We start from the raw sequence: 24,511 nt of genomic DNA on the forward strand, positions 1-24,511 counted from the left end.
GTCAGACCTCAAGCGCCGGCACGTCGATCACCCGACGATCATCCCAGCTCTTCTGCGCCAGCTCGGCCAGCTGGACGCCCTTGGCGCTTTCGACCAGATCGTACTTCCAAGGCGCGTCCTCGACGACGTGGCGGATATAGTCCTCCCACTGCGACTTGAATCCGTTGTCGTAAACGGCGTTGTCCGGCACCTCTTCCCACTGAGCTTCGAAGGCCATGCTCTGGGGCTGGTCGGGGTTCCAGACCGGGCGCGGCGTGTTAACTCGGTGCTGGGTGTGGCAGCGGGTCAGGCCCGCGACGGCCGATCCCAAGGTTCCATCGACATGGAAGGTCACCAGGTCTTCGCGTCGGACGCGGGTCGCCCAAGAGGAGTTAATCTGGGCGATCGCGCCGTCCTCGAGTTCGAGGGTCACATAGGCGGCATCCTCGGCGTCGGCTTCATAAGCTTGGCCATGCTCATCGACGCGGCGCGGGATATGGACCCGGCCCACGCAGCTGACCGACTGGATTTGTCCGAACAGGTTGTCGACCACGTAGCGCCAGTGGGGCAGCATATCGAGGATCATGCCGCCGCCGTCGGCCTTGCGGTAGTTCCAGCTGGGGCGCTGGGCGGCCTGCCAGTCGCCCTCGAAGACCCAGTAGCCAAACTCGATGCGCACCGAGAGGATCCGGCCGAAGAACCCGGAGTCCCGCAGCATGCGCATCTTGCGTAGGCCCGGCAGGTAGAGCTTGTCCTGAACGGCACCGTTCTTCAAGCCCTTAGCTCGCGCGAGGCGCGCGATGCTCAAGGCCTCGTCCAGCGACTCGGCCACCGGCTTTTCACTGTAGATGTGCTTGCCCGCCTCGAGTGCGCGTCGCAACAGGTCCATCCGCATTTGGGTCGAACCGGCATCGAAAAAGACCGTGTCCTCCGTATTGGCCAGAGCAGCGTCCAGGTCGGTCGCTACCCGCTCGATGCCGTACTGGGCGGCGATGGCGCGCACCTTTTCCAGGTTGCGGCCAATCAGGATCGGGTCGGGCATGACCCGGTCGCCGTTCGACAAGGTCACCCCGCCCTGCGCACGGATGGCGCAAATGGACCGGATGAGATGCTGATTGAGACCCATGCGGCCGGTGATGCCGTGCATGATGATGCCGAGCCGCTGCTGAGCCATTTTCTTATTCCTTCCACCTTGCTGTAACCAGTTGGTTACTCGGCATCGACGAGCTTTGTCAATCGCGCCGAGCACCAGTTGTGATGATTTTAGCGCTGTTAGAGCAGCGGCCGGCCATCGCCCAGAGTCGGCGAGAACCCGGACGCAAAGCCCGGCTTGTCGAGGCTGGCGAAGCTGAGACGGCCGTCTTCGATCCGCAGTTGGACGCGATCGCCCTTGCGTTCGTAAGGATCGGGATGGGCGCGCAGCAGGCCTTCCTCCTCCTCGGTGGAGGCGGCGGGTATGCCTGCGATATAGTGGTGGCCGTTGCGTTCGACATGGCCGGCCCCGACCAAAGCGGCCAGCCCCAGGTCCTGCTGGACGGGCAGGTCCGACGGATAGGTGAGATCTTCGGCGGACATGAAATAGGCCGCCCGCCCCTCATGGCTCCAGTCCGCGCACCGCGCCGCGTTCAACAAACGAAGCCTCGGCGCATCAATCACGGTATTCGGCGCCCCGGGTTTCAGGCGCACGCCACGCGGCCAGGATGCCGATCAGGAAGATCGAACACATCAGCATGGCGGAATAGCGCAGGGCGTCAGGACCTTCGATGTGACCGAAGACCCGCGTCGTCAGGAAGGCCGAGCCGAAGCCGCCCGCCGCCGCGGCGAAGCGGCCCAGATTATAGGCCACCGAGACCCCCGTGCCCCGCACCCGCCCGCCGAACAGTTCGGGCAAGTAGATCGAGAACCCGGCGAAGACGCCAAGCTGGAAGGCGCCCATCAACGGCATCATCCAGTAGGCGTCGAGGGGCGTCTGAAGCTTCCAATAGACCATCACCGTGACGACGAAGGCCCCGGCGAAGGCGATGATGAAGGCGGGGCGCCGGCCGATGCGGTTGGCCGCGTAGCCAAAGACCATCATGCCCAGCGCGCCGCCGACCATCTGCAGGAAATAGGCCCAATTCTTGGCGTCGGCCACCAGAGCGCGCACCGCCTGGGCCGGGTGATTTTTCTGGAAATGAAGCGTGAAGACGGCGTCCTGCAGATCGACGGCGAACTCGCCGATGGCCCACAAACCCACAACGCCCGCGATCGACAGCAGCGAGCCGATCACCAAGTTGCGGCGGTCCTCCCGAGACCGGAACAGCTCGATAAAGGCGCCCAACGCCCCCTTCGGCAGTTGGCCCGCGACCTGCAGCCGTCGCCACGGCTCAGGCTCGCGCAGGCGCCAAGCCCCGACGACGCAGATCAGGATCGGCAAGGCGCCGATGAAGAATAGCACCCGCCACACATCGTCCTGCGCCAGATGACCGTTCGCCACTAAGTGGTCGGCAGCCATTTTAAGCACGGCGGCCAGGATGTTTCCCACCGTCGAAAGCACCTGGAGCAGGGCAAGCATGGCCACGCGCGCCTGTCCCGATACCACCTCAGATAGGATTGTCACGGCCAGGCCGAAAACCCCGCCGATGCCGATGCCCGTCAGCAACCGAAGCGCAGCGAACGCGTCGGCCGTAGTGACCATCGCCGTGGCTCCGCTGCAGACCGAATAGAGGGCCACCGAGGCCAGGAGCAGACGCGAACGGCCAAAGCGGTCGCCGAGCGCTCCGATCACCAGGCCGCCGACCCCCCAGCCGATAAGAAAGATGGCCGTCGCGCTCTTGGCCATGGCCTGGACCGCCAGGTCCGTGCCCGGCGCGCCCATCAAATTCGACAGGGCCGCAATGCGCGACAAAGAGAAGATGCGCTGATCCAGGGTGTCGAACAGCCAGGCCCCCGAGACGATCGCGAAGACGAACCACTGGTAACGGGTCACCTCGCACCACCAGGCCCGGGCGTCGGAACCGAGCGCCCTCACCCCTCAGCTCCGTTTCGGAACCCGATGTCAGCACGCGAAATACAATGCTGGCCCATGCGCCCTCCCCCGCCAGCCCTGCGGCCGGTCAACTCCGCAGATCAGGCTACGGTAACCAACTAGTTACGCAGAGGGAGAGGTGTGTCAACGACTAAGGCGCAGGTGATCCATGACAACCTCGATCACATGCTCTTCGCGCTGCAGCATCTCGCGAGGCGATCCGAAATCGCGATCGAAGATCGTCGAGAGGGTGTAGCGGTTCGAGCAGTAGAAATAGCTCAACGCGGCGATCGAGATGTAGACTTGGACGGGGTCCAGGCCGGTCTTGAACAATCCTGCGGCGGCACCCCGGCCGAGAAGGTCCTGGATCGTGTGGATCAAGGGCGAATACATCCCCGGCACCCGTGCCGACCGCGCCAGGTTCTTGGCGTGTTGTCGGTTTTCCTCATTGAGCATCGCCAGAAATTCCGGGTGCTCAGCATGGAATCGGAAGTTGAACCGGACCAAGAGCCGCATGCCCTGTTCAGGGTCGACCGCCTCGAGCTTGAGGGCCTGTTCGCCCTTGCGCATGTCCAAATAGACCCGCTCAAGGACCGCGAGCCACAAGGCTTCCTTGTTCCCGACATACTCATAAAGGAAGCGCTTGTTGATACCCGATCGCTCGGCGATCGTGTTGACCCTCGCCCCTCCAAGTCCGTTGGTGGCGAACTCCGCGAGCGCCGCTTCGAGAATGCGTTCGCGAACATCGAAGGCGCGTTTAGCCCCTGCGTCGAGCACCTCGGAATTCACGCCGCCCAGTCCAGTTTTCATGAGGTCGTGTATAGCGTGCTTGAGCATCGCGGACAGCTGGATTTCAGCCCCGACCAAGGCGGATCGAGACAGTTCAACCCACCTTGCCGAAGGACCCGGCGATGAAGCGGGCGGCCTGGGTCACCGAGGGGCGACTGGATGCGCAGCCATGACGAATACGAGGACGCCGCGCCGGGCAAGGCCTGCCACGGCGAAGCGGTCCCTGCCTAGACGTCCGCCATGCTGTGCGAGCGGCGGCCGGATCGCGGGCTTTGAGGGCGTCCAGGATCTCCTGGCGGTCGTTGACCAGAGCCCGCGCCCTCACCCGCCCCGCGCGCTGCCAGCAGCTCGCGGCAGGCGGGCTGTCGCAGGTCCCAGAGGTTCTCGACCATGGCCACCCAACAGCTTTCCGTTCAGCCAGACCTTGGCGGTGTAGTTGACCGAGCCGAAGCGCAGGTGGATGCGCTGGCCGGCCCAGCCCTTGTCGACGCGAAAGTCGGTCTCGTACCAGGCCGAGCCGACATAGTTGCGCACGTCGTCGAAGATGTCGTTCCAGCTGGCCGGCACCGGGATCAGGCGGAAGTCCTTGAGGCCCTTCTGCCAGCCCTCGGCCTCGCCGACGTCCTTGGGATCGGGGCGGAAGCGCCAGGTGGCGGCCAGGCTCTTGGTGGACCGCGTCGGGCTCTCATGCGGATAGAGGATGCTGGGGACGCCGGAGGCGGGGCCGGGTTTAGCAGCCTGGGCCTGGGCCCGGCTCGCGCCGACCGCCACGCCGGCCAGGACCATGCCGCCGGTGGCGCCGACCGCGCCTCTGCGGGTGACCAGACCACGCCGGGTTTCACCATCGTTCCGCGAATTATCCGACATCGTACGCCTCTGTTTGAAGACGCGTTTGGTGCAGCCTAGCGGGGAACTTCGCCGCCGTGACCACAAAGAAAGGCGGCGGGCCGAAGCCCGCCGCCCAAGGGCTTGGGAGGACGCCCTAGTAGGAAACCGAGAGGCGCACGCCCGCATAGCGGTGGAAGTCGCGCGCCGGCTGGAGCTCGGTGACCAACTGGTTGCCGAAATTGCCGTACTGGCTGGCGCCGTTCACCGCGTAGCTCTTGTCGAAAACGTTGTTGACGAAGATCACCGCCTGGTAGCCGCCGCCGGGCTTGCGCAAGCCGCCCGACACGTTGAGCACGCCATAGGCCTTCTGCACCGTTCCAGGGTCCGTGTTCAGCGAGAAGTTGACCTTGGTCTGATAGGCGTAGACGCCTGAGAAGATCATCTCGTAGTCGCCTACCGGCTGGGAGAAATCCAGGCCGAGGTTCATCTTCCATTTGGGCGCGTTGGGCAGGGTCTCGCCCTTCAGGTCCTGGAACGACGGCGAGCCGGCGACGCAGCCTTGGGCCGCGGTCTGCCCCGGCCAACAGGCCGCCTTGGGGAACGAGGTGATCTTGGCGTCGACATAGGCGATCGAACCGTTGAGGCGCAGGTCCTTGGTCAGGATCGCGTTGGCCTCGACCTCCACGCCCTTGGTCAGCACCTTGCCGACATTGGTCAGGCGGAAGTTCTGGGTGCCGCCGACCAGGTCGATCCCCTGGGCCTGATAATCGTCGTACTTCACATGGAAGATCGTGCCGTTCAGTTGGATGCGGTGATCCAGGAATTGGCTCTTGATCCCCGCCTCCAACGAGTCCGAGGTCTCCGGCTTGATCGGGCCGACATCGGCCCGCGCCTGGTTGAAGCCCGTGGTCAGGTCGTAGGTCTGGCCCTTGTGACCGGTGGCGAACGAGCCGAACACCATGACGTCGTCGTTGACCTGCTGCCGCAGGCCCAGCCGATAGGTCGCCGAGCTGTCCGAAGCGCCGCCCGAGAACTTGGCGTTGCCGTTCCGGATGTCGTTGAAATAGTAGCCGATGTCTTCCTTCTGGTAGCGTAGGCCGACGATCGCCGTGGTCTTCGGCAGGAAGGTCCATTCCCCCTGGCCGAAGGCCGCCTTGTTCTCTGAGGTGGCCATGGCGTACCACTGGGCCTGCGAGAAGACCGGGCCGCGCCTGAAGCTGCGCTGAAGGTCGTTGTCGCCATAGAACAGACCCAAGGTGTAGCGGAACACTCCGTCGCCGGGCGACAGCAGGCGCAGTTCCTGGGTATTGGCCTTGGCCTTGAAGTAGCCGCCGTACGAGTTCTTGATGCCGGCATAGGACGTCCGGTCGGAGTCCGATTGGTCGTCCAGTCGGAACTGGTCGTGCGAACTGATCGAGACCAGGGTGAAGTCCTTGGGCAGCTCGTACTCGATCTTCAGCGACTGACCGAAACCGTCGCTCTTGGCATAAGGCGGCGTGTCGTTGCTGACGGTCAGGTTCTCCTCGCCCGGCACGACGCCGGGCATGGTCACGTTCGCCGTCAGGCCGGGCGTGCCGCGCAGGGTCGCGCCCGGGGTATAGACGCGCATCGTGGCGTCGGGCGTCGCCGTGCCCTCGATGTAGCTGGCGCCCAGCGTGACCTTCAGCTCGTCCATCGGCCGCCACTGCAGCTTGCCGCGGATGGACGTCTCGTCGCGACCGTTGATCTTGGTGTGGTCGTAAAGGTTGGTGACGTTGCCGTCGTATTCGCTGCGGCTGGCGCTCAGGCGGTAGCCCAGGGTCTCGCCGATCGGGCCCGACAGGCTGACCGCTCCCCGGTACTCGTGATCGTCAGTGGCCAGAGCGTTGGCCAGCACGCTGAACTTGGCGCTGGGGTCGCGGGTGGTGATGTTGACCAGGCCGGCCGAGGCGCTCTTGCCGTAGAGGGTGCTCTGCGGCCCGCGCAGGACTTCGATGCGCTCGACGTCGGTCAGGTCGGAGAAGGCCCGAGCCTGGAACGAGATCGGCACGTCGTCGATCTGCACCGCGACGCTGGGCTCGACGCCGATCCCGTAGGCGAAGGTGCCGATGCCGCGCAGCGCCACCGAGGCGTTGATGGGCTGGTCGGCCTGGCGGATGGTCAGGGACGGCGCGACGCGCGAGACGTCAGTGAATTCCTTGATGCCGGCGCTTTCCAGCTGCCGCGCGGTGACCACTGAAACCGCCAGGGGCACGTTCTGGACGTTCTCGGCGCGCTTTTGCGCGGTGACGACCACCTCGTCGAGCGCGATGGCGTCGGGCGCGGCTTGGGCGAAAGCGGACGTGGCCATCGCCAACAGGAGCGCGGGCGTGGACGCGCAGTAGAGCAACCGGTTCATGGATTTTTCCCTTCTTGTTTGTTCGACTTGTTTGCGACTTTGGGAGGCCGCGCCGATGGCCCGGGCGTCGGAACCGAGCGCCCTCACCCCTCGGCTCCGTTTCGGAACCCGATGTCAGCACGCGAAATATAACGCTGGCCCATGCGCCCTCCCCCGCCAGCCCTGCGGCCGGTCAACTCCGCAGATCAGGCCACGGTAACCAACTAGTTACGCAAAGGGAGAGGTGTGTCAATGATCTCCCCCCGAGTGTCCGCCGTCAGCGCCCATGAGACAGATTGAGGGTTCCGTTTAGAGGAGGGTTTTGGTCTCGTCGTAGTGACGAAGGAACGAAGATGAGACCAAAACCCTTGGCCGCGAAGGCGATGACCTGCCTCTGATTTTTCATCCAGCGCGGACCAGAGTCTCGGCAGGGTATTGTCAGCCATCACTGCCTCGTTCTAGGTCTCGAAAAGAAAAATGGCGGGCTCCATGGAGCCCGCCAAAGCGCACGGGGGGAGACGCAGCAAAGCAGGCGGTTCATGGTTCTTCCCCTCTTCGACTTGTTTTGGGCCATGAGGGCCCTTCGTCGTTAGGACGGAACCTAACAAGTGGCCTGGCCAATTTCAAGTTATTCCCCTGACCTCTCGCCAAAAATCGGTGACGCCGGTTACCGTTGTTTTGTGAAAATCCTCAATGTCTTATGGACATTTTGGTCCGACAGCTCCGCGACAGAGGCTCGGATTGGCCAGGGCACGCTTGACAGAGCCTGGTGAACTAACGCAATTGGCCAGGCCACTTTGACGAGCGACGCCAGAAAGGCCAGACACGGCCTCGACGTCGCCAGAGACACTCGCGGAAGACTCAAATGCCCAAGATCACCGACGCCAAGGTCATCGTGACCTGCCCTGGCCGGAACTTCGTCACCCTGAAGATCACCACCGAAGACGGGACCTACGGCATTGGCGACGCCACGCTGAACGGCCGCGAACTGGCGGTCGTCGCCTATCTGCAGGAGCACGTCGCTCCCTGCCTGATCGGCCGCGACGCTCACGGCATCGAGGACATCTGGCAGTTTCTCTACAAGGGCGCCTACTGGCGCCGGGGCCCGGTGACCATGTCGGCGATCGCCGCGGTCGACATGGCGCTGTGGGACATCAAGGCCAAGCTGGCGGGCATGCCGCTATACCAACTACTGGGCGGCGCCAGCCGCACGGGGGTGATGGTGTATGGCCACGCCAACGGGGCCGATATCGACGAGACCATCGCCGAGGCCATCAAGTACAAGGCCATGGGCTACAAGGCCATCCGCCTGCAGACCGGCGTGCCCGGCCTGGCCAGCACCTACGGCGTCTCCGGCGACAAGTTGTTCTATGAGCCGGCCGACGCGGCCCTGCCGACCGAGAACGTCTGGTCGACCTCCCGCTATCTGCCCACCGTGCCCAAGCTGTTCGAGGCTGCCCGCGAGGCCCTGGGCTGGGACGTCCACCTGCTGCACGACAGCCACCACCGCCTGACCCCCATCGAAGCCGGGCGTCTGGGCAAGGACCTCGAGCCCTATCGCCCCTTCTGGCTGGAGGACGTCACCCCCGCCGAGAACCAGGCCAGCTTCCGCTTGATCCGCCAGCACACCACGACCCCGCTGGCCGTCGGCGAGGTGTTCAACACCATCTGGGACTGCAAGCAGCTGATCGAAGAACAGCTGATCGACTACATCCGCACCACCATCGTCCATGGCGGCGGCATCTCGCACCTGAAGAAGATCGCCGGCCTGGCCGAGATCAACAACGTCAAGACCGGCTTCCACGGCGCCACCGACCTGTCGCCGGTGTGCATGGGCGCGGCCCTGCACTTCGACCTGTGGGTGCCCAATTTCGGCATCCAGGAATATATGCGCCACACGCCCGAAACCGACGCGGTGTTCCCCCACGCCTACACCTTCAAGAACGGCGATCTGCATCCGGGCGAAGCGCCGGGCCACGGCGTCGATATCGACGAAGCCCTGGCGGCCAAGTACCCCTATCGCCCCGCCCAACTGCCGGTGAACCGCCTGGAGGATGGCACGCTGTTCAACTGGTGAGGACCGCCCAAATGCCCGCACGCCGGACCATCAAACACCTGCGCTGCGACCATCACGCCAACAGCGCCCCTGCCTGAAACCCTCACAGATGACAAAGGCCGACCGCATGCGCCTCGCCAGCCTTACCCTCTTCCTCGTTGCGACCTGCGCCGCCGGCGCCCAGGCGGCTGAACAGCCGGCCGTCGCGGCCAGGGCCAAGCCGGTGCTCTCCATCGGCGGTCTTAAGTTCAAGGATCTGAACGGCGACGGCAGGCTACAGCCCTATGAGGATTGGCGACTGACCCCGCAGACCCGCGCCCGCGACCTGGTCGGCCGCATGACCCTGGCGGAGAAGGCCGGGACGATGCTGATCGCCACCAACAACCCAGAGTGCGATGGCGGCATCTCGGCGCGCGGCGCCGACCTGATCGACACCCAGAAGATGACCCGCTTCATCCTGCGGGCCAAGGTGACGGCGACGGGGGCGGACTGCAGCCACAAGCCGACGGGTCCCGCCCCGCGCGGCGGCTACGCCCAGAGCCCGTTCCAGATGGCCCGGTTCACCAATGCGGTGCAAGAAAGGCTGGAGGCCGCCCGCCTCGGCATCCCGGGGCTGTTCAAGGACAATGCCCGCAACCACGTCGAGACCAACGCCCTGTTCGGCATCGCCGCTGGAGCGGGCGTCTTCACCGAGTTCCCCAAGGAGGCGGGCCTGGCGGCCGCCGCCCTCGGCGCAGGCGCGCCGACGACAAAGGATGGCGCCGCACCCGCCGGGCTGAAGGGGGACATGTCGGTCATCCGGCAGTTCACCGGGGTGATGGGCGAAGAGTGGCGGGCTATCGGCCTACGCGGCATGTACGGCTACATGGCGGACCTGACGACAGAGCCGCGATGGACCCGCGCCCACGAAACCTTCACCGAAGACGCGGATCTCATGAGCGACATCATGAGGGAACTGTTGCGCGGGCTGCAGGGCCCCGTGCGCGCGGATGGCACGTCGCTGTCGCCGACATCCGCAGTGGCCATGACGGTGAAGCACTTCCCCGGCGGAGGGCCGCAGGAGATGGGCCTCGACCCGCACTACACCTTCGGCAAGAACCAGCTCTACCTGGACAAGACCGGCCGCTACGGCTTCGCCTATCACCTCAGGCCCTTCCAGGCGGCCATCGCGGCGGGCGCTTCCTCCATCATGCCCTACTACGGGGTTCCCGTCGGCTTGACCTACGAGGGCGTGCGCTATGAGGAGCAGGGCATGGCGTTCTCTAAGCAGATCGTCACCGACCTGCTGCGCGCCCGTCTGGGCTTCAAGGGCTATGTCAATTCCGACAGTGGCGTCATCGAGACGCGCGGCTGGGGCCTTGAGAGCTACCGTGTCAATCCGGCGACCGACAGGCCCTACACCCCCGCCGACCGCACAGCGATCGCTATCAAGAGCGGCTCGGACGTCCTGTCCGAATTCAGCTCCGCCAGCACCATCACCGGCCTGGTGAGCCAAGGTCTGCTCAACGAGCACGCCGACATCGACCCGGCGGTGATCCGTCTCCTGACCGAGCAGTTCCAGCTAGGCCTGTTTGAGAACCCCTATGTCGATGCCGAGGCCGCCTCCGGCCATATCGGCAGGCTAGAGAACCGCGCCGCTGGCCTGAACATCCAGCACCGGTCGGTCGTGCTGTTACAGAACCGCGACGCCCTGCTGCCCCTCAAAGTGGGCGCGCGGGTCTATGTCATGGGGTTCCAGGCGGAAGAAGCCGCGCGGTACGGCTTTTCCGTCACCGACGGCAACGCCAAGAACCGTCCACCGGTCCCCGCTGGGACCGACGCTGTCCTGGTCAAGGTGCTGATCGATAACAGCCGCGCCGCAAGATACGCCTCGGACGATCCGGCGACCGGCGGCCGCCGTCTCCCCGCCGACTTCTCCCTGGTTGATCCGCGTACCGGAAAGCGGCAGGCGACCTGGGGCGCGCAGGACCCCTGCGTCTATGAGCCGGAGGTCAAGCCGCCGCCAGGGCAAGAGACCTGCCTCGACAGCCGCCTCATTTTCGGCGGCCCCTTCCCCTGGGAAATCAACATGCTGGCGCTCAGCGACATCGCCGAGGCGCAGAGCTGGACCATGACGCCGTCCCTGGCCGAGATTCAGGCTGCCGCGCGAGAGGCGGGCGGCTCCGGCAAGTTGGTCATCTCGATCTATTTCCGCAGCCCCTTCGTGATCGACGACGCCAGCCGCGTGAAGGATGCCGGGGCCTTGATCGCCACCTTCGGCGTCAGCGACCAGGCGCAACTGGACGTCATCAGTGGCCGCGCCGCTCCTAGAGGCCGCCTACCCTTCGCCCTGCCTCGTACGACTAGGGCCGTGCTGGAACAGAACCCCGACGCCCCCGGATACGCCGAGACGGCCGACGGAGCGCTCTACCCTTACGGCTTTGGCCTTAGCTACTGACCAAGCGCCTAGGCCTGCGTCAGTTGAACGACAGCGCGCCCAGTTGAGGGCAGCGCGACATTTGTTAGCTGAACAACGCCAAGGGCGAACGTAATGCGAACTCCCAGCCAGTAGTGGGCCGCTTGTAGTGGAGCCCCCTGCCCTGCCGCGGTTGCTCGCCCATTTACGTCGTTCTCCCCGCGTTGCTCTATAGCCATGAAACGGTGCCGGAGGCGATCATGGGGCGGCGAGACCTGCTCAGTGCCGAGGAGCGGCGCCAGCTTTTCGGGGTTCCTGTCGATCGCGACGCATTGGCGCGCCTCTACACCTTTGAGCCAGCGGATCTTGGTTTGATCGAAGCTCGGCGCGAAGATCGCAACCGCTTGGGGTTTGCGGTTCAGCTCGCCCTGATCCGCCATCCAGGATTGACCCTGGCTCAAGTCACCGAGCAGCCCGGCGTGGACCTGGAGCCGCTTGTCAGCTTCATCGCCAGCCAACTGCAGCTGCCGACGGCGGCTCTGGCCGACTATGCGACTCGCGAGCAGACCATGACCGATCATGCTCGCGAACTCGGCGACGCGCTCGGAATGCGCTCGCCCACACGGGCGGACCTGAGCCTGATGATCGACGCCGCGGCTTCGGCCGCCTGGTCGACGGACAAGGGCGCGTTGATTGCCGGCGCGGTCGTCGCCGCGCTTCGCGGCAAGGCGATCATGCTGCCGGCGATAGCTACGATCGAGCGCGCCGGCATCACCGGCCGGGCCACAGCGCGCAAGCGCGTCCACGACGCCCTGCTTGCCGGCCTGGACCCGGAGCAGTTGGCGGCCTTGGATGAAATGTTGAGCCTCGATCCGGAGACGGGCTTCACACGCCTGACGTCGCTGAGGACAATTCCGACCAGCCCCAAGCCTGACCATGTCCGCGAGATCCTCGACAAACTCAGCGCCGTTCGATCCCTCGATATCGCCCGCAACGCCGGGGACCGCATCCATCCAGATCGGCTGCGCCGCCTGGTGCGCGAGGGCCGCCTGTCACCGACGTATCTCATTGACCGCTACACTCTCGCCCGCCGGCGCGCGACCGTGGTCGCGCTGTTGGTCGATCTCGAAGCACGCCTCACCGACGCGGCGATTGAAATGGCCGATCGACTGATCGGCGCGGCTTTCACCCGCGGGAAGAACGCCCAGGAGCGCCAGTACAACTCTACCGCCAAGGACGTCGCCCGGCTGATGCGTCTGTTCCTTGGCACGATTGATGCGCTGGCCACGGCGGCCGAAACCGACGCTGATCCGATGACGGCCCTCGATGAGGCCGTAGGTTGGAGCAAGCTGCTGCGGGTCCGGGATCAGGTGGCCCAGATCGCCGATACTGCGGACGTCGATCCACTCGTCCGTGCCGCCGATCGATATGCCAGCCTACGAAAATTCGCGCCTGCCTTGCTCAATGCGCTGGAGTTCAAGGCCGCGCGCGGGAGCGAGAAGACGCTCGCTGCGATCGAGGTGCTTCGGCAGTTGCACAGGTCCGGGCGGCGCGCGGCGCCGTCCGACGCGCCGATGCCCTTCAAGAAGGAATGGCGTGCCCTCGTTGTCGATGGCCATGGACGTGTAGACCGGCGCTTGTACGAGACCGCCACCCTGGCCCACCTGCGCAACAAGCTCCGATCAGGGGACGTCTGGGTCGAGCGGTCGACGGCCTATCGCCAGTTCGACAGCTACATGCTGCCCCCGACCCAAGCCCAACCGATCACGTCCGGGCTTGGCCTGCCAGCGACCGCTGAGGCCTGGCTCGATGGCCGCAGCCGGGAGTTGGACTGGCGGCTCAAGCGCTTCGCACATCGTCTCCAACGCGGCCGGCTGGAAGGCGTGGAGATGCGGGACGGTCGGCTGCACATCAGTCCGGTACGGCTCGCGACGCCGCCTGAAGCCGACGTTCTCGCGGACCGGATCGACGCCATGCTGCCGAAAATCCGCGTGACTGAACTCATGCACGAGGTCGCGCGGACACCGGCTTCCTCGGTGCCTTCACCAACCTGCGCACCGGCGAGCCCTGTTCAAACGAGAATGCGCTCCTGGCGGCCATTCTCGCCGACGCCACCAATCTGGGCCTGGCGCGCATGGCCCAGGCCAGCCAGGGCGTGACCCGCGACCAACTGGTCTGGACGGCGGACGCCTTCATTCGAGACGACACTTATAAAGCGGCGCTAGCGCGCATCATCGACGCCCATCATGCCCTGCCGCTCTCAGCAGTCTGGGGCGAGGGCGTGACGTCCAGTTCCGATGGGCAGTTCTTCCGGTCGGGCAAGCGCGGGGGCAGTGCCGGCGAGGTAAACGCCCGCTATGGCGTCGATCCAGGCTTCAGTTTCTACACCCACGTCTCCGACCAGCACGCGCCTTACCATGCGCGCGTCATCTCGGCGGCCGCGCACGAAGCGCCCTATGTTCTGGATGGGCTACTCCACCACGGTACAAGCCTACAGATCGCGGAACACTACACAGACACCGGCGGTGCGACCGACCACGTCTTCGCGCTCTGCACGCTGCTAGGCTTTCGGTTTTGCCCGCGGCTGCGCGATTTTCAAGATCGGCGGCTAGTCTCGATCGGCCCGCCATCGGCCTATCCCGGCTTGGCCCCAATCATGGGGAGGAAGGTGCGGGCCGATGTCATCAAGGAGCACTGGGGCGAGATCCTGCGCCTGGTCGCCTCGCTCAAGGCTGGCCACGCCGCCCCCTCGGCCATGTTGCGCAAACTCGCAGCCTATGAGCGACAAAATCAGCTTGCCGTCGCCCTCCAGGAGGTCGGGAAGATCGAGCGGACCTTGTTCATGCTCGACTGGCTCGAGAACCCGGCGCTTCGGCGACGTTGCCAGGCGGGTCTCAACAAAGGCGAGCAGCGCCATGCGCTGACGCAGGCCATCTGCACATTCCGCCAGGGCCGTATCTCCGAGCGGAGCCGTGACGCTCAACAGTATCGCGCTTCTGGTCTGAACCTGGTGATCGCCGCCATCGTCTGGTGGAACTCGACCTACATGGCAGATGCAATCGATCACTTGCGGGCTGCTGGCGAGCCCGCCCCTGACGATCTGCTCGCCCACACCTCGCCGGTTGGATGGGAGCACATCGCGTTCTCGGGCGACTTCCTCTGGGACCAAGCTGCAGCGCTGACAACGGGGCGCAGGCAGCTGACCCTGGGTCGCCGAAAGCGCGGAGCGGCCTCAGCTTGACGCGTTCGGCTTCCGTTCGCCCTTAGCGTTGCTGAGCTAACAAATGCCGCGCTGCCCTCTGAAGGGCAGGAACATGTAGCCCGTAGGCGCGCCGGTCAGGGCGTCACGCGCCGCCGCCAGGCATACAAGGTCTCGGGTCGTGACGTCGGCGTCCTCGACCGCGCCGAAACGGCCGCCATCCCACGCCGCGCGCCAGTCGATGCCGCTGCCAACGAACCGTTCCTTGAGGAGATAGTAGATCCCCCACCATCCGGCCGTCGGCATCGGGCCATCCAAAAACCCAGCGCCACCGCCGGCAGACGGCTCGGGTTCAATCGCCGCTAGTTCCTCGGCGGGCGGCATGCCCTCCACGGGACCACCATGGGGCTGAAGGCTCGTCACGCCCTCCGGCGTGATCTTGCAAACCCGCCCAGCAAAACCTCCATCGTCCTCGCCCGCGATCAAGACTCTAAGGGCTTCGGCGTGGGTGCTAGCAAATCGCATGACGTCACTTTGGTCCCCCTCGAACATCAGCAAGGTGATATCGCCCGCACCCTTGTCGCCAAACAACTTGAACTGCAAATCCGCGGCGAGCTTCTGCAACTCCCGGGCGTCGAGGCGGGTGGCGCGGGGGTCGGCCAGGACAAAGGAGAACGGCGCCACCAATCCATGGCGACGCGGCCAGGTCCAAGTGGTTTCCAGATAGGCGCCCGCCACCTTGGCCACCAGCCCGGCTATGGCCTCTGAATCGGCGAACCGTAATTCCTCGCCGACAAAGATCTTAAGGCAGGCGATGGCGGTCATGATTTTTCTCTATCGTTGTGATAGATAGACTAGCTTGCAGGTATGCCGGATGAGCTGCGGTACAGTGCCGCGCTCAACTCAGCATCCAGAGCCTAAAAGTGCGCCCAGACCTCAGAGGGACTTGCACGCTCGCCCCAAACCGCCCAACTACGGCACCGCTATTGAACGATAGCAACCAACTATCAGTTCACACCAAACAACGCCTTATACAACTCCACCCAAACAACCCTTACTTCGGATCGCTTTCACCAACATTGCATAAAGATCTTCAACCACGATCGGCTTTGCAATGTGGCCATCAAAGCCAATGGACGCATACTCGGCAACCTGATGGTTCATCGCATTGGCGGTCAGCGCCACGACCATCCCGCAGGACGTTCCATTGTGTCGCTCCAGAGCGCGAATCTCCCGCAACGCCGCAACCCCGTCCAACTCCGGCATCTGAATGTCCATCAGCACCAGGTCGAATGCGTTGGCCTTCCAGGCATCCACAGCTTGCCGGCCATCCTCGACCAGGACCGGCGACACACCGAGGGCGTTCAGAATGGCGGTCAGGACACGGCGATTGGTCTCGTTGTCATCTGCGGCCAAAACGCGGAGCGCGGACAAATCGATCTTCTCTCCCTGATCGCCACCATCGTCGCCTTCCCGCCTCGCGCTCGGCCCCGTCCAATCCAGGGGCAAGGTAACTTCGAACGACGTGCCACTACCGAGTTGGCTGCGCACGTCGATCACTCCGCCCATGAGTTCAACGATCTGTCGACAGATCGTCAGGCCCAGTCCCGTTCCGCCAAACCGACGCATGATGCTGCTGTCGGCCTGGACGAACCGCTCGAAGAGTTGTGGAAGAGCTTCGGCCGCTATGCCGATCCCTGTGTCATCGACTCGGATAGCGAGAACCCGTCCATCCTGGGCGTCTGGGGCGTCAACGCGAATTCTCACTTCGCCCCTGGACGTGAACTTGAGGGCGTTGGACACGAGATTATAGATCAACTGGCGAACCCGCAGAGCGTCGCCGATCCAAACACCCTCGGCGCGATCATCGATGTCGAGCACGAAGTTCACGCCTTTGCTCCTTGCGACCTCCTCGAAGACCGCGCAGGCGCCGACAACCACTTCATGTAACTCGAACGGGGCGTGCTCAAGCTCGAAATGGCCCGCTTCGATCTTCGAGAGGTCCAGGATATTGTTGAGGATCGCCAGAAGATTTACGCCTGACTTTTGAATCAATCCGAGGCGGTCGCGCTGAACGCCGGTCAGGCGCTCCATATTCATGACCTGGACCATGCCCAGAATCCCATTGAGCGGCGTTCTGATTTCGTGACTCATGTTCGCGAGGAACTGTGACTTTAGGACGTTGGCCTCTTGGGCCACGTTACGCGCCTCGATCAGTTCCCTCAGACTGTGCTGCAGTCGGTCATCGTAACCTTGCAAATCAGCGAGCAAGGCATTGAAGCTCTCGGTCAAGCCACCCAGCTCGTCGTCGGCGCCAATCAGGACGCGTTGGGCGAAATCACGCGAGCACCGAACTGCCGCGATGGCCCCTTCAAGCTTATGCAAGGGGCGTAGAGTCTGACGCGCGAGGGCATAGGCCATCGCCGCCGAAGCCGCTGTAGCCAGCCCTGCCAAAGCCAGCACAGTGAGACAGCGCCGCAGAAAGTCACCGCTTATTTCTTCCGTGTCGGCGCGCAGCAGGAGTTTGCCGTCGACCTTGCCGTGCGAAAGGTGTGGTGTCACCACGGTGAGGCCGTGCGCGGTGAATTCCGAAAAGCGCGCGAGGCGCGACGACGGAGGCTGCAAATCCCACTCGCCCCCCTCGGACTTCAAGATGACTTTTTCACCTGTGGCGGGGTACCAGATCGCATCCTTGATATGCCGGTTTCCACGCACCATCGCCTCGGCAGCCAGGAATGGAGCCGAGTCTCCGGCGCTTTTGGCGCTCAGAATTTCCGGAACGAGATTCAAGCTGAACTCGGAATATTCGTCCACGAGCGCAGCGCGTTGATGCTGCCAGTCCCGCAAGAGGAAGATCGACAATGTCAGGGATAGAGCCGTGATGGTCGCGCCGACGCAAATACTTATGATCTTCAACTCGATTGATCGACGTCCCCAACTGGCCGCAAGCGTAGCCCAGAGCCGCGGCTTTCTTGGCGACGACGGTGGCGAGCCGGACCTGGAGGTGTGGTGGCTCAACACCGGAAGGTCACAGGACGGGCAACTTTCGCCATTTTCTAAATAGGCCTTCTCGCGAGGCGATTGATATCGGTCTTCTGGCTCGCCTCGCTCGCGCTTGAGGCCATCAACCCATGACCTTGAGAACCGTGACCATGTGCGAGCGGATGCGAATGCGTACTCGCCCGCGACCCGCATATATTTGACATTGTAGGGCGCGTTCATTGGCTTCCCCCCCCCCTTTCGCTGAAACGCGAACGAGGGGGAGAGGCTAACGCTTCCCACGTCCCTGTATATTGACGAGATGGCCAGCACGACGACCTAAGACTGCCGATCGAGTGAGCTATGCCGTTTGGCTAGTGCGTTTGGCCGATTCGCTGTGTCGAGGAGCCGGCGCTATAGTGAGACCGTTCGTTTCGCTGCCCCCGGCGGCGATGGAGTCCTTTGTGAACGCAGGCCCCGGTCACTTGATCATTGTATTGGAAAATGACCCCCGCACCGCCACCGCCTTAACCATGTTCCTTACTGACCGAGGCTATCGCGCGGTTCATGGCCGCGACGTCGTCAGCGTCGTCACGGCCTTGGACGGGCGCGCCGGAGAGGTGAAGGCGGTCTTGGCGGACTACAATCTGGATCACGGCCTGACCGGCGTGGATGCCCTAGCGCAATTGCGCGCGCTAGGGGTCAAGGCCCCCGCCCTACTCCTGACAGGGTCGCTGCGGCGGGGCGCAAAGCACCGACAGTTGACCGAGCTTTACCCCGTCCTCGAAAAGCCAGTCCGACCGGAGCGCCTGGACGCCTGGCTGCGAGATTTTGCAGGCACAGAAAACGATTGACGTAATTTGAGTTTGGGTCTTCACCGTTCCTTTGACGGTTCGTTTTGAGATCCGAATGTGGCCAAGTTTAAGATTGTGTCGCCGACTCTGGCGCAAGCAATAGGCTTTATGCTGACCGTCACGATTTTGGTGACACTGGTCATCCTAGGCGCCCAACAATATCTTGCGGGATCTCAATCTGAAACCGAGGCATTGGCGGACGGCCTAAACGCACAGCGCATCTTGGCCGACAGCCTCAAGGTTCAGCAGGGCCTGATGGACCTTGAACAGTGGCAGCGCGCCCTACTGTTGAGCGGATCGTCTGCGCCGTCTCTTGGAACTCGCTCCCTGGAAGAGGCGCGGACCCGTATCGCAACATCCCTGAAAGTGGTGCGCGCGGCTTCGCGGGACGACCCGCAGGCCATACCCCATATAGACCGCCTCGAAGCGCTGGCGCGGGAAAGGCTTAGACTGATTGATACGGCAAGCCGCGCGCGCGAGGCCGGCCGCCGCGACAAGGCCATTGAGATCTTAACCTCTGCGGAGAACAGAGATCTCCTGCGACGAACCCGCCTTGAAACCAGTTCGATCATCAACGCCACACGAGACGCTCAGACCCGGTCCTACGCTCTGCAGATCACGCAAGGCCGCAAGCTCGGGGCCTATGGTGTGGGTATCGCTGTTGTCGCGATTGTCGCGCTATTGGTGACAGCCCTGTCCGTGGCCCTGGAGAGATTGGCCACATATCGCAGCACCGTTATCCAGAGACTGATGAATGAGGAGCTCGCCGTCGCGCGTAGCGCGGCCGAGAGCGCGGCCCAGGGGAAATCCCGCTTTCTGGCGGCCGCCAGTCATGACATGCGCCAGCCGCTTCACGCACTGGCCCTCTACTTGGCCGCACTAGAGCGCCGTGTGGAAACCACTGAAGCGAAAGAAATCCTCACAAACATGGATAGCGCTGTTCGCGTGATGACCAGGTTGTTTTCCGCCTTGCTTGATTTGGCAAGGCTAGAGGCCGGCGTTTTGCGCCCCGAGGTCAGCGCGTTTGAGATCGGGGGGCTTTTGCAGGATGTCGCCGCAGTTTCGAGTGAGCTGAACACGAGCTACGAATCCAGGATCACGGTTGTACCGACCAACCTCAAGGTTGTTAGCGACGCGGACCTTTTGGAGATCGTTGTCCGGAACCTGGCCTCCAACGCGATCAAATATTCAAACGGCGGTCGGGTTTTGATCGGCTGCCGTCGCGCCGGCGACTGGGTCAGGGTCGAGGTTCACGACGATGGCCCGGGCATACCCAGCGAACGCCTCAAGGACATGTTTACCGAGTTTGTCCGGGGAGAAGACGTCGGCGCCACCGAAGGCGTGGGTTTGGGTTTGTCGATTGTCCAGCGTCTGACGGACATGCTTGGGCACGAATTGACTGTTCGCTCACGGGAGGGAAGCGGCTCGGTCTTCGCGATCACGCTGCCTATGGCGACGTCGAGCCCGCAGCCGGCTTCCACGCCTAAGGGCCACCTGCCCGGCGTGCAAATTTTGCTCGGCGATGATGAACCTCTGGCGCTGAGCGCCATGCGAATGTCACTCGAAGATGCCGGCGCCATTGTTCAGACGGCGAGTTCGAGAGCGCGGCTGATCGAGCTGAGCCGGCAGCCATTTGATCTGCTGGTTCTTGATCTTCGCTTCGGCGAAGCCGACGGCCTGACACTTCTCGAAGATCTTGAAGTCCTTTTGGGCCGGCCCTTGCCCTGCTTGATCGTGACGGGTTCAACATCGTCCGATGTACTGGATCGACTTCGACGCTCAAACCGCCGGTGGGTGATTAAGCCTGTATCCGCCGAGCAATTGGCGAGCGCGGCCGCTACGGAGTTACAGAGGCGGCCGTTCAAGACCGTGAAGCCAGTTTCGCGATAGCTTCCGAGCGGCTCCTCACCCCAAGCGCGCGGTAGATCGCGGCAAGGTGAATCTTGACCGTGCCCTCGACGACATTGAGCGCTCGGGCGATCTCCTTGGAGGTCTTGGCCAACAGGAGTTCGCCAAGGACCTCGCGCTGCCGCGGCGTCAGGTGCTCCATTCCGACGATTTCACGCCTCGCCCGGCTTGGTGGATCCACCGCCACCCCTCGTCGAAGGATGTTTCTCGGAACAAACATCTGTCCGCTCAGGACCGACTCGATAGCGGCGACAATCTCGACCACCGACAGGGATTTTGGAATATAGCCGTCAACGCCTGCGGCGAGGCATCCGACGATGTCGTCGCGAGACTCCGAACCTGAAATCACGACAATTCTAGCGTCAGGGAACGCTTCGACGAGCGCTGGCAAAGCCTCCGGCCCCGAAGCGCCTGGCATATGCAGATCGATCGCGATGAGGTCGACAATGGGTAGTTGCGCCAACAGATCCAGCGCGCCTTCCAGGTCCGCTGCTTCAAGGACGTTTTCGAAGTGGCAACGATCGAGCAGCACGCGCCGCAAGCCGTCCCGGACGAGGTCGTGATCGTCAACGACGACGGCGAAACGTCGCTGCACCGGCATGTTGAGGGACTGTGACAGGATATGCTCGCTTCCGGCGATAGTCATCGCCTGTTCCGTAATCGAATGCCGTGTGGGTTCACTCGGAGCCGCGTCAGCCATCGGGCAACCGGTTTATGTCGATAGAACGACGCTGGCCTCGTTCAGGCCCGTCGCACGATCTGGTGGTTTAGCAAACTCGATGACGATGCCTCGCCGGTTCAGGTCGGCTCACTTGGGACCTCGACGCGGGCTCTGCAGAGGGGCGCAAAGATCCAAATCGTCCCTCGGAAAAAAGAGGCGCACCAAGGCTTCGCGGTCCAGAACCTCTCGGAGCGGCTCGCTTGCCGGCGGCATGGCAACCAGTCGGATTGGCGTTGGCGCACCGCCCTGGACCGCGTCGATGACAATCCGCGCGACCGCCGGGTCGAACTTCGCCGCCATCGCACCATCCACGGTGATGGCTGTATTCAAGCCGCCCGCGTCAATCAGCCGCAACCTGCCCTGATCGGCGATCCCGGCGGCAGGCCGGCCACCAATCAGGATAGGTTCGCAAAGGCCCTCGACCTGAACGCCTGCCGCAGTTTCCCCTCCCATCGCTATCCATCTCTTTGCCTGCCCCAACGGAAATTACAGCGTTCTGCGAGCAACCGAAACCCACCTAACGGATAGTACGTCGGAGATACCAGCCACCGAACAGTCCGCAGCCATCGCTGCGTATACCGACGGATCTATACCGAAAGGCATAGATGAATCCTTGTTCTCAGCAGGACTTTCGGATCGAATTCCGGATTCCTTCGAGGTCAAAGCTCATTTCCGACCAGTGATGTTAGGCATTAATGTACTTTTAACTATGTACAAACAATTCTCCGTTCAAATCGCGACTAACAGTAGAAAGTCGTGTTCATCTATTTGCTGCGGAGATCCAGACGGTGTCAGGCCTGGCGGGCATACCGATCTCTTTCGTCGGTGATGTGAACATTTCAAATATAGATGCAGCTCACACAGACCTGGGCGCGGCCCTGCGGCAGGGTTCTGCGGTCCTTGTCGATATCAGCGGCGTCACCGAAGTGGACCTGACCTTCGTGCAACTCATCGAGGCCGCACGCCAGGCGAGTGATGAGGCCGGCCATTGCTTTGAGTTGCGTTATCCTGCCGCAGGGGCGGTGCTTGAGGTTCTGCAGCGCGGCGGCTTCCTCGACGACGAAGGTTCCGACCGCGCCAAATTCTGGCTGCAAGGGCCCAAGCAATGACCTCGATCCTGACCGTGGACGATTCCGCCAGCATTCGGCAGGCCATCAAGATCGCGCTGAGCGGCGAAGGCTATGCCGTCACCGAGGCCGTCAATGGCCAGGACGGGCTGGACAAGGGCAGCGCGGGCGGCTTTGACCTGATCGTCACCGACCTCAACATGCCGGTCATGGACGGGCTGGCGATGATCCGCGAGCTGCGCAAGCGCCCAGCGGGCGCGGGCGTGCCGATCCTGTTCCTGACCACCGAGTCCGACGCCGAGATCAAGGCCCAGGCCAAGGCCGCCGGCGCTACCGGTTGGCTGACCAAGCCGTTCGATCCCGAGCAACTGGTGCGGGTCGTCAAGAAGGTCCTGGCCAAGTGAGCGGCCTCGATCCCGTCGAGACCTTCCGCCAGGAAGCCCAGGAGCTGCTCGAGGAGATCGAACAAGGTCTTCTCGACCTGGCGCATCGTCCCGGGGATCGCGAGCTGGTCGATGCGGTGTTCCGCGGCCTGCACACCCTGAAGGGTTCGGGCGCCATGTTCGGCTTCGACGCCCTGGCGGCCTTCACCCACCACTGCGAAACCGCCTTCGACCGCGTCCGCAAGGGCGAGGTCGCCGCCACCTCCGAGCTGGTCGGCGCCGTCCTGGCCTGCCAGGACCATATGCGCGCCCTGGCCGAGGGCCGCCCGGCTTCGGAAGCCACTGGCGAGACCCTGCTGGCCGAGCTGCACCGCGTCGTCGAGAGCGCCGACGCATCCTCCGTGCCCGCCGAAGCGCCCGCCGCTCCGGCCCTCAACACCTGGCGCGTGAAGTTCAGCCTGCCAGCCGACGCCCTGGTCAACGGCACCCGCCCCCTGCCCCTGCTCGACGAGCTGCGCGAGCTGGGCGACTGCAAGGTCGTCGCGATCACCGACGCCGTTCCGGCTTTCGACGAGCTGGTTCCGACCGAATGCCACCTGGCCTGGGATGTCACCCTGACCACCAAGCATGGTCGCGACGCGATCGAGGATGTCTTCATTTTCGTGATCGACGACATGACCCTCGACATCCAGGATCTCACCGCCCCGGCGGCTGAAGTTGCAGACGTTGCGGAGACGGTCGCTGCCAAGGCCGTCGGCGCCAATGACGAGGCGCCCGCCATCGGCGACGGGCGAACCGCCAAGTCCAGCGACACCGTCCGCGTCCCGGCCGAGCGGCTGGACGAGCTGATGGACCGGGTCGGCGAGCTGGTCATCGCCCAATCGCGCCTCAAGCAGCTGGCCAACTCCAGCACCGACATGGCCCTGCGGTCCGTCGCCGAAGAGATCGAGCGGCTGGCGTCCGAGATGCGCGACACCATGATGGTCGTGCGCATGGTGCCGATCGCTCAGCTGTTCGGCCGCTTCCGCCGCCTGATCCACGACCTGGCTCGCGACACCGGCAAGACCATCGAGCTGTCGACCGAAGGCGAGACCACCGAGCTGGACAAGACGGTGATCGAGCGCCTGGCTGATCCCTTGATCCACCTGATCCGCAACGCCGCCGACCACGGCCTGGAAACGCCCGAACAGCGCCTCGCCGCCGGTAAGCCGGAGACCGGCCACGTCGTGCTGGCCGCCCGTCAGTCGGGCGCCGAGGTGGTGATCACCATCACCGACGACGGTCGCGGCGTCGATCGGGCCCGCGTCCGCGCCAAGGCCGAGGAAAACGGCCTGATCCAACCTGGCCAGGTGCTGAGCGACAACGAACTGCTTCAGCTGATCTTCGCGCCCGGCTTCTCGACCGCGGCGGCGATCACCAACCTGTCGGGCCGCGGCGTCGGCATGGACGTGGTCAAGCGCACCATCGAAGGCCTGCGCGGCTCTATCGAGCTGACCAGCACGCCGGGCGAGGGCTCGGTGGTCTCGCTGCGCATCCCGCTGACCCTGGCGATCATCGACGGCCTGCTGGTGCGGGTCGGAACCGGTCTCTACGTCATTCCGCTGCCCGCGGTCGAGGAATGCGTCGAGCTGTCGGTCGAGCAGGACATCCGCTCAACGGGCCGCAGCCTGATCACCCTGCGCGATCAGCTGGTGCCCTTCATCCGCCTACGGCAGATGTTCTCCACCGGCCAAGCGCCCGATCCTCATCAGAAGATCGTGGTCGTCCAGGCCGGTCAGGACCGCGTGGGCCTGGTCGTCGACCAGATCCTCGGCGACCACCAGACCGTCATCAAGGCGCTGTCGGGTTTCCACGCCGAGGTCGGCGCGTTCTCGGGCGCGACGATCCTGGGCGATGGCGGCGTCGCCCTGATCCTCGACATCGGCCACTTGGTCGCGGCCGGCCAACGGGCCGACACGCAGATGCGGACGGCTAGTTGATGGGAGCGCCA

General features: G+C 63.9%; 17 protein-coding genes and 1 pseudogene. 8 read left to right on the top strand and 10 right to left on the bottom strand.

Translation table 11 applies throughout. The features are described 5' to 3' along the window. Window position 1: 1 nt before the first annotated feature. The 6 genes from ASD38_RS06565 to ASD38_RS06590 form a co-directional block, all read right to left on the bottom strand. Complete coding sequence (locus tag ASD38_RS06565; protein WP_056438650.1) at window positions 2–1,153, bottom strand: Gfo/Idh/MocA family protein; 1,152 nt, start codon at window positions 1,151–1,153, stop codon at window positions 2–4. Between the two features lie 98 nt (window positions 1,154–1,251). Further along, entirely contained in the window at window positions 1,252–1,554 is a 303-nt protein-coding gene (locus ASD38_RS06570; protein ID WP_056438653.1) for a hypothetical protein, read from the bottom strand. Between the two features lie 73 nt (window positions 1,555–1,627). After that, window positions 1,628–2,989, bottom strand: coding sequence for an MFS transporter (locus ASD38_RS06575; RefSeq protein ID WP_056438656.1), 1,362 nt, complete (start codon window positions 2,987–2,989; stop codon window positions 1,628–1,630). Window positions 2,990–3,130: 141 nt separating this feature from the next. Continuing rightward, window positions 3,131–3,853, bottom strand: a complete 723-nt coding sequence (locus ASD38_RS06580) for a TetR family transcriptional regulator (protein WP_200945996.1) — start codon at window positions 3,851–3,853, stop codon at window positions 3,131–3,133. Window positions 3,854–4,096: 243 nt separating this feature from the next. After that, the gene (locus ASD38_RS06585) at window positions 4,097–4,642 is read right to left on the bottom strand and encodes a sugar-binding domain-containing protein (protein WP_056438659.1); all 546 of its coding nucleotides are present in this window, start codon (window positions 4,640–4,642) and stop codon (window positions 4,097–4,099) included. 115 nt (window positions 4,643–4,757) lie between these two features. After that, entirely contained in the window at window positions 4,758–6,980 is a 2,223-nt protein-coding gene (locus ASD38_RS06590; RefSeq protein WP_056438662.1) for a TonB-dependent receptor, read from the bottom strand. An 844-nt stretch (window positions 6,981–7,824) separates the two neighbouring features. On the opposite strand from ASD38_RS06590, the gene manD reads away from it, so the two are divergent. The 3 genes and pseudogenes from manD (at window position 7,825) to ASD38_RS06605 (ending at window position 14,651) form a co-directional block, all read left to right on the top strand. After that, window positions 7,825–9,036 (top strand): D-mannonate dehydratase ManD, encoded by a 1,212-nt coding sequence (gene manD / locus ASD38_RS06595; protein ID WP_056438665.1) that lies wholly within the window; start codon window positions 7,825–7,827, stop codon window positions 9,034–9,036. An 88-nt stretch (window positions 9,037–9,124) separates the two neighbouring features. Next, window positions 9,125–11,452: a glycoside hydrolase family 3 N-terminal domain-containing protein gene (locus tag ASD38_RS06600; RefSeq protein WP_056438668.1), complete on the top strand. Its 2,328-nt coding sequence runs from the start codon at window positions 9,125–9,127 to the stop codon at window positions 11,450–11,452. A 218-nt stretch (window positions 11,453–11,670) separates the two neighbouring features. Beyond that, window positions 11,671–14,651: pseudogene (locus ASD38_RS06605) on the top strand (Tn3 family transposase). A 36-nt stretch (window positions 14,652–14,687) separates the two neighbouring features. Here the strand turns inward: ASD38_RS06605 and ASD38_RS06610 are convergent. Continuing rightward, entirely contained in the window at window positions 14,688–15,434 is a 747-nt protein-coding gene (locus tag ASD38_RS06610; RefSeq protein ID WP_056458730.1) for a hypothetical protein, read from the bottom strand. Window positions 15,435–15,638: 204 nt separating this feature from the next. Then, on the bottom strand, window positions 15,639–17,831 hold the full coding sequence (locus ASD38_RS06615) for an ATP-binding protein (protein ID WP_082560690.1): 2,193 nt from the start codon (window positions 17,829–17,831) through the stop codon (window positions 15,639–15,641). Between the two features lie 176 nt (window positions 17,832–18,007). Here ASD38_RS06615 and ASD38_RS06620 point away from each other — a divergent pair, with 176 nt between their 5' ends. Next, window positions 18,008–18,442 (top strand): response regulator, encoded by a 435-nt coding sequence (locus tag ASD38_RS06620; protein WP_156390602.1) that lies wholly within the window; start codon window positions 18,008–18,010, stop codon window positions 18,440–18,442. A 57-nt stretch (window positions 18,443–18,499) separates the two neighbouring features. Then, window positions 18,500–20,332 carry an ATP-binding protein gene (locus tag ASD38_RS06625; RefSeq protein ID WP_056458740.1) on the top strand — a complete coding sequence of 611 codons (1,833 nt, stop codon included), beginning with the start codon at window positions 18,500–18,502 and terminating at the stop codon, window positions 20,330–20,332. Here the strand turns inward: ASD38_RS06625 and ASD38_RS06630 are convergent. Next, entirely contained in the window at window positions 20,304–20,996 is a 693-nt protein-coding gene (locus tag ASD38_RS06630; protein ID WP_056458743.1) for a response regulator, read from the bottom strand. The genes ASD38_RS06625 and ASD38_RS06630 overlap by 29 nt on opposite strands. A gap of 162 nt (window positions 20,997–21,158) precedes the next feature. Then, window positions 21,159–21,524 carry a hypothetical protein gene (locus ASD38_RS06635; RefSeq protein ID WP_056458744.1) on the bottom strand — a complete coding sequence of 122 codons (366 nt, stop codon included), beginning with the start codon at window positions 21,522–21,524 and terminating at the stop codon, window positions 21,159–21,161. Window positions 21,525–21,859: 335 nt separating this feature from the next. On the opposite strand from ASD38_RS06635, the gene ASD38_RS23235 reads away from it, so the two are divergent. Genes ASD38_RS23235 through ASD38_RS06650 form a run of 3 tightly spaced genes read left to right on the top strand, consistent with a single transcriptional unit; the run spans window position 21,860 to window position 24,500 of the window. Then, complete coding sequence (locus ASD38_RS23235; RefSeq protein ID WP_162252126.1) at window positions 21,860–22,180, top strand: STAS domain-containing protein; 321 nt, start codon at window positions 21,860–21,862, stop codon at window positions 22,178–22,180. Beyond that, entirely contained in the window at window positions 22,177–22,542 is a 366-nt protein-coding gene (locus ASD38_RS06645; protein WP_056438680.1) for a response regulator, read from the top strand. Before ASD38_RS23235 ends, ASD38_RS06645 begins: the two co-directional genes overlap by 4 nt. Continuing rightward, the gene (locus ASD38_RS06650) at window positions 22,539–24,500 is read left to right on the top strand and encodes a chemotaxis protein CheA (RefSeq protein WP_056438682.1); all 1,962 of its coding nucleotides are present in this window, start codon (window positions 22,539–22,541) and stop codon (window positions 24,498–24,500) included. Before ASD38_RS06645 ends, ASD38_RS06650 begins: the two co-directional genes overlap by 4 nt. Window positions 24,501–24,511: the final 11 nt, after the last annotated feature.

The organism is Caulobacter sp. Root487D2Y (genome assembly GCF_001427165.1).
Taxonomy (GTDB): domain Bacteria; phylum Pseudomonadota; class Alphaproteobacteria; order Caulobacterales; family Caulobacteraceae; genus Caulobacter.

Coding starts and splice junctions, on each gene's coding strand:
- manD (WP_056438665.1), top strand. CDS start 7,825: ATGCCCAAGATCACCGACGCCAAGGTCATCGTGACCTGCCCTGGCCGG.
- ASD38_RS06565 (WP_056438650.1), bottom strand. CDS start 1,153: ATGGCTCAGCAGCGGCTCGGCATCATCATGCACGGCATCACCGGCCGC.
- ASD38_RS06600 (WP_056438668.1), top strand. CDS start 9,125: ATGACAAAGGCCGACCGCATGCGCCTCGCCAGCCTTACCCTCTTCCTC.
- ASD38_RS06630 (WP_056458743.1), bottom strand. CDS start 20,996: ATGACTATCGCCGGAAGCGAGCATATCCTGTCACAGTCCCTCAACATG.
- ASD38_RS06635 (WP_056458744.1), bottom strand. CDS start 21,524: ATGGGAGGGGAAACTGCGGCAGGCGTTCAGGTCGAGGGCCTTTGCGAA.
- ASD38_RS06590 (WP_056438662.1), bottom strand. CDS start 6,980: ATGAACCGGTTGCTCTACTGCGCGTCCACGCCCGCGCTCCTGTTGGCG.
- ASD38_RS06645 (WP_056438680.1), top strand. CDS start 22,177: ATGACCTCGATCCTGACCGTGGACGATTCCGCCAGCATTCGGCAGGCC.
- ASD38_RS06615 (WP_082560690.1), bottom strand. CDS start 17,831: ATGAACGCGCCCTACAATGTCAAATATATGCGGGTCGCGGGCGAGTAC.
- ASD38_RS06570 (WP_056438653.1), bottom strand. CDS start 1,554: ATGTCCGCCGAAGATCTCACCTATCCGTCGGACCTGCCCGTCCAGCAG.
- ASD38_RS06585 (WP_056438659.1), bottom strand. CDS start 4,642: ATGTCGGATAATTCGCGGAACGATGGTGAAACCCGGCGTGGTCTGGTC.
- ASD38_RS06610 (WP_056458730.1), bottom strand. CDS start 15,434: ATGACCGCCATCGCCTGCCTTAAGATCTTTGTCGGCGAGGAATTACGG.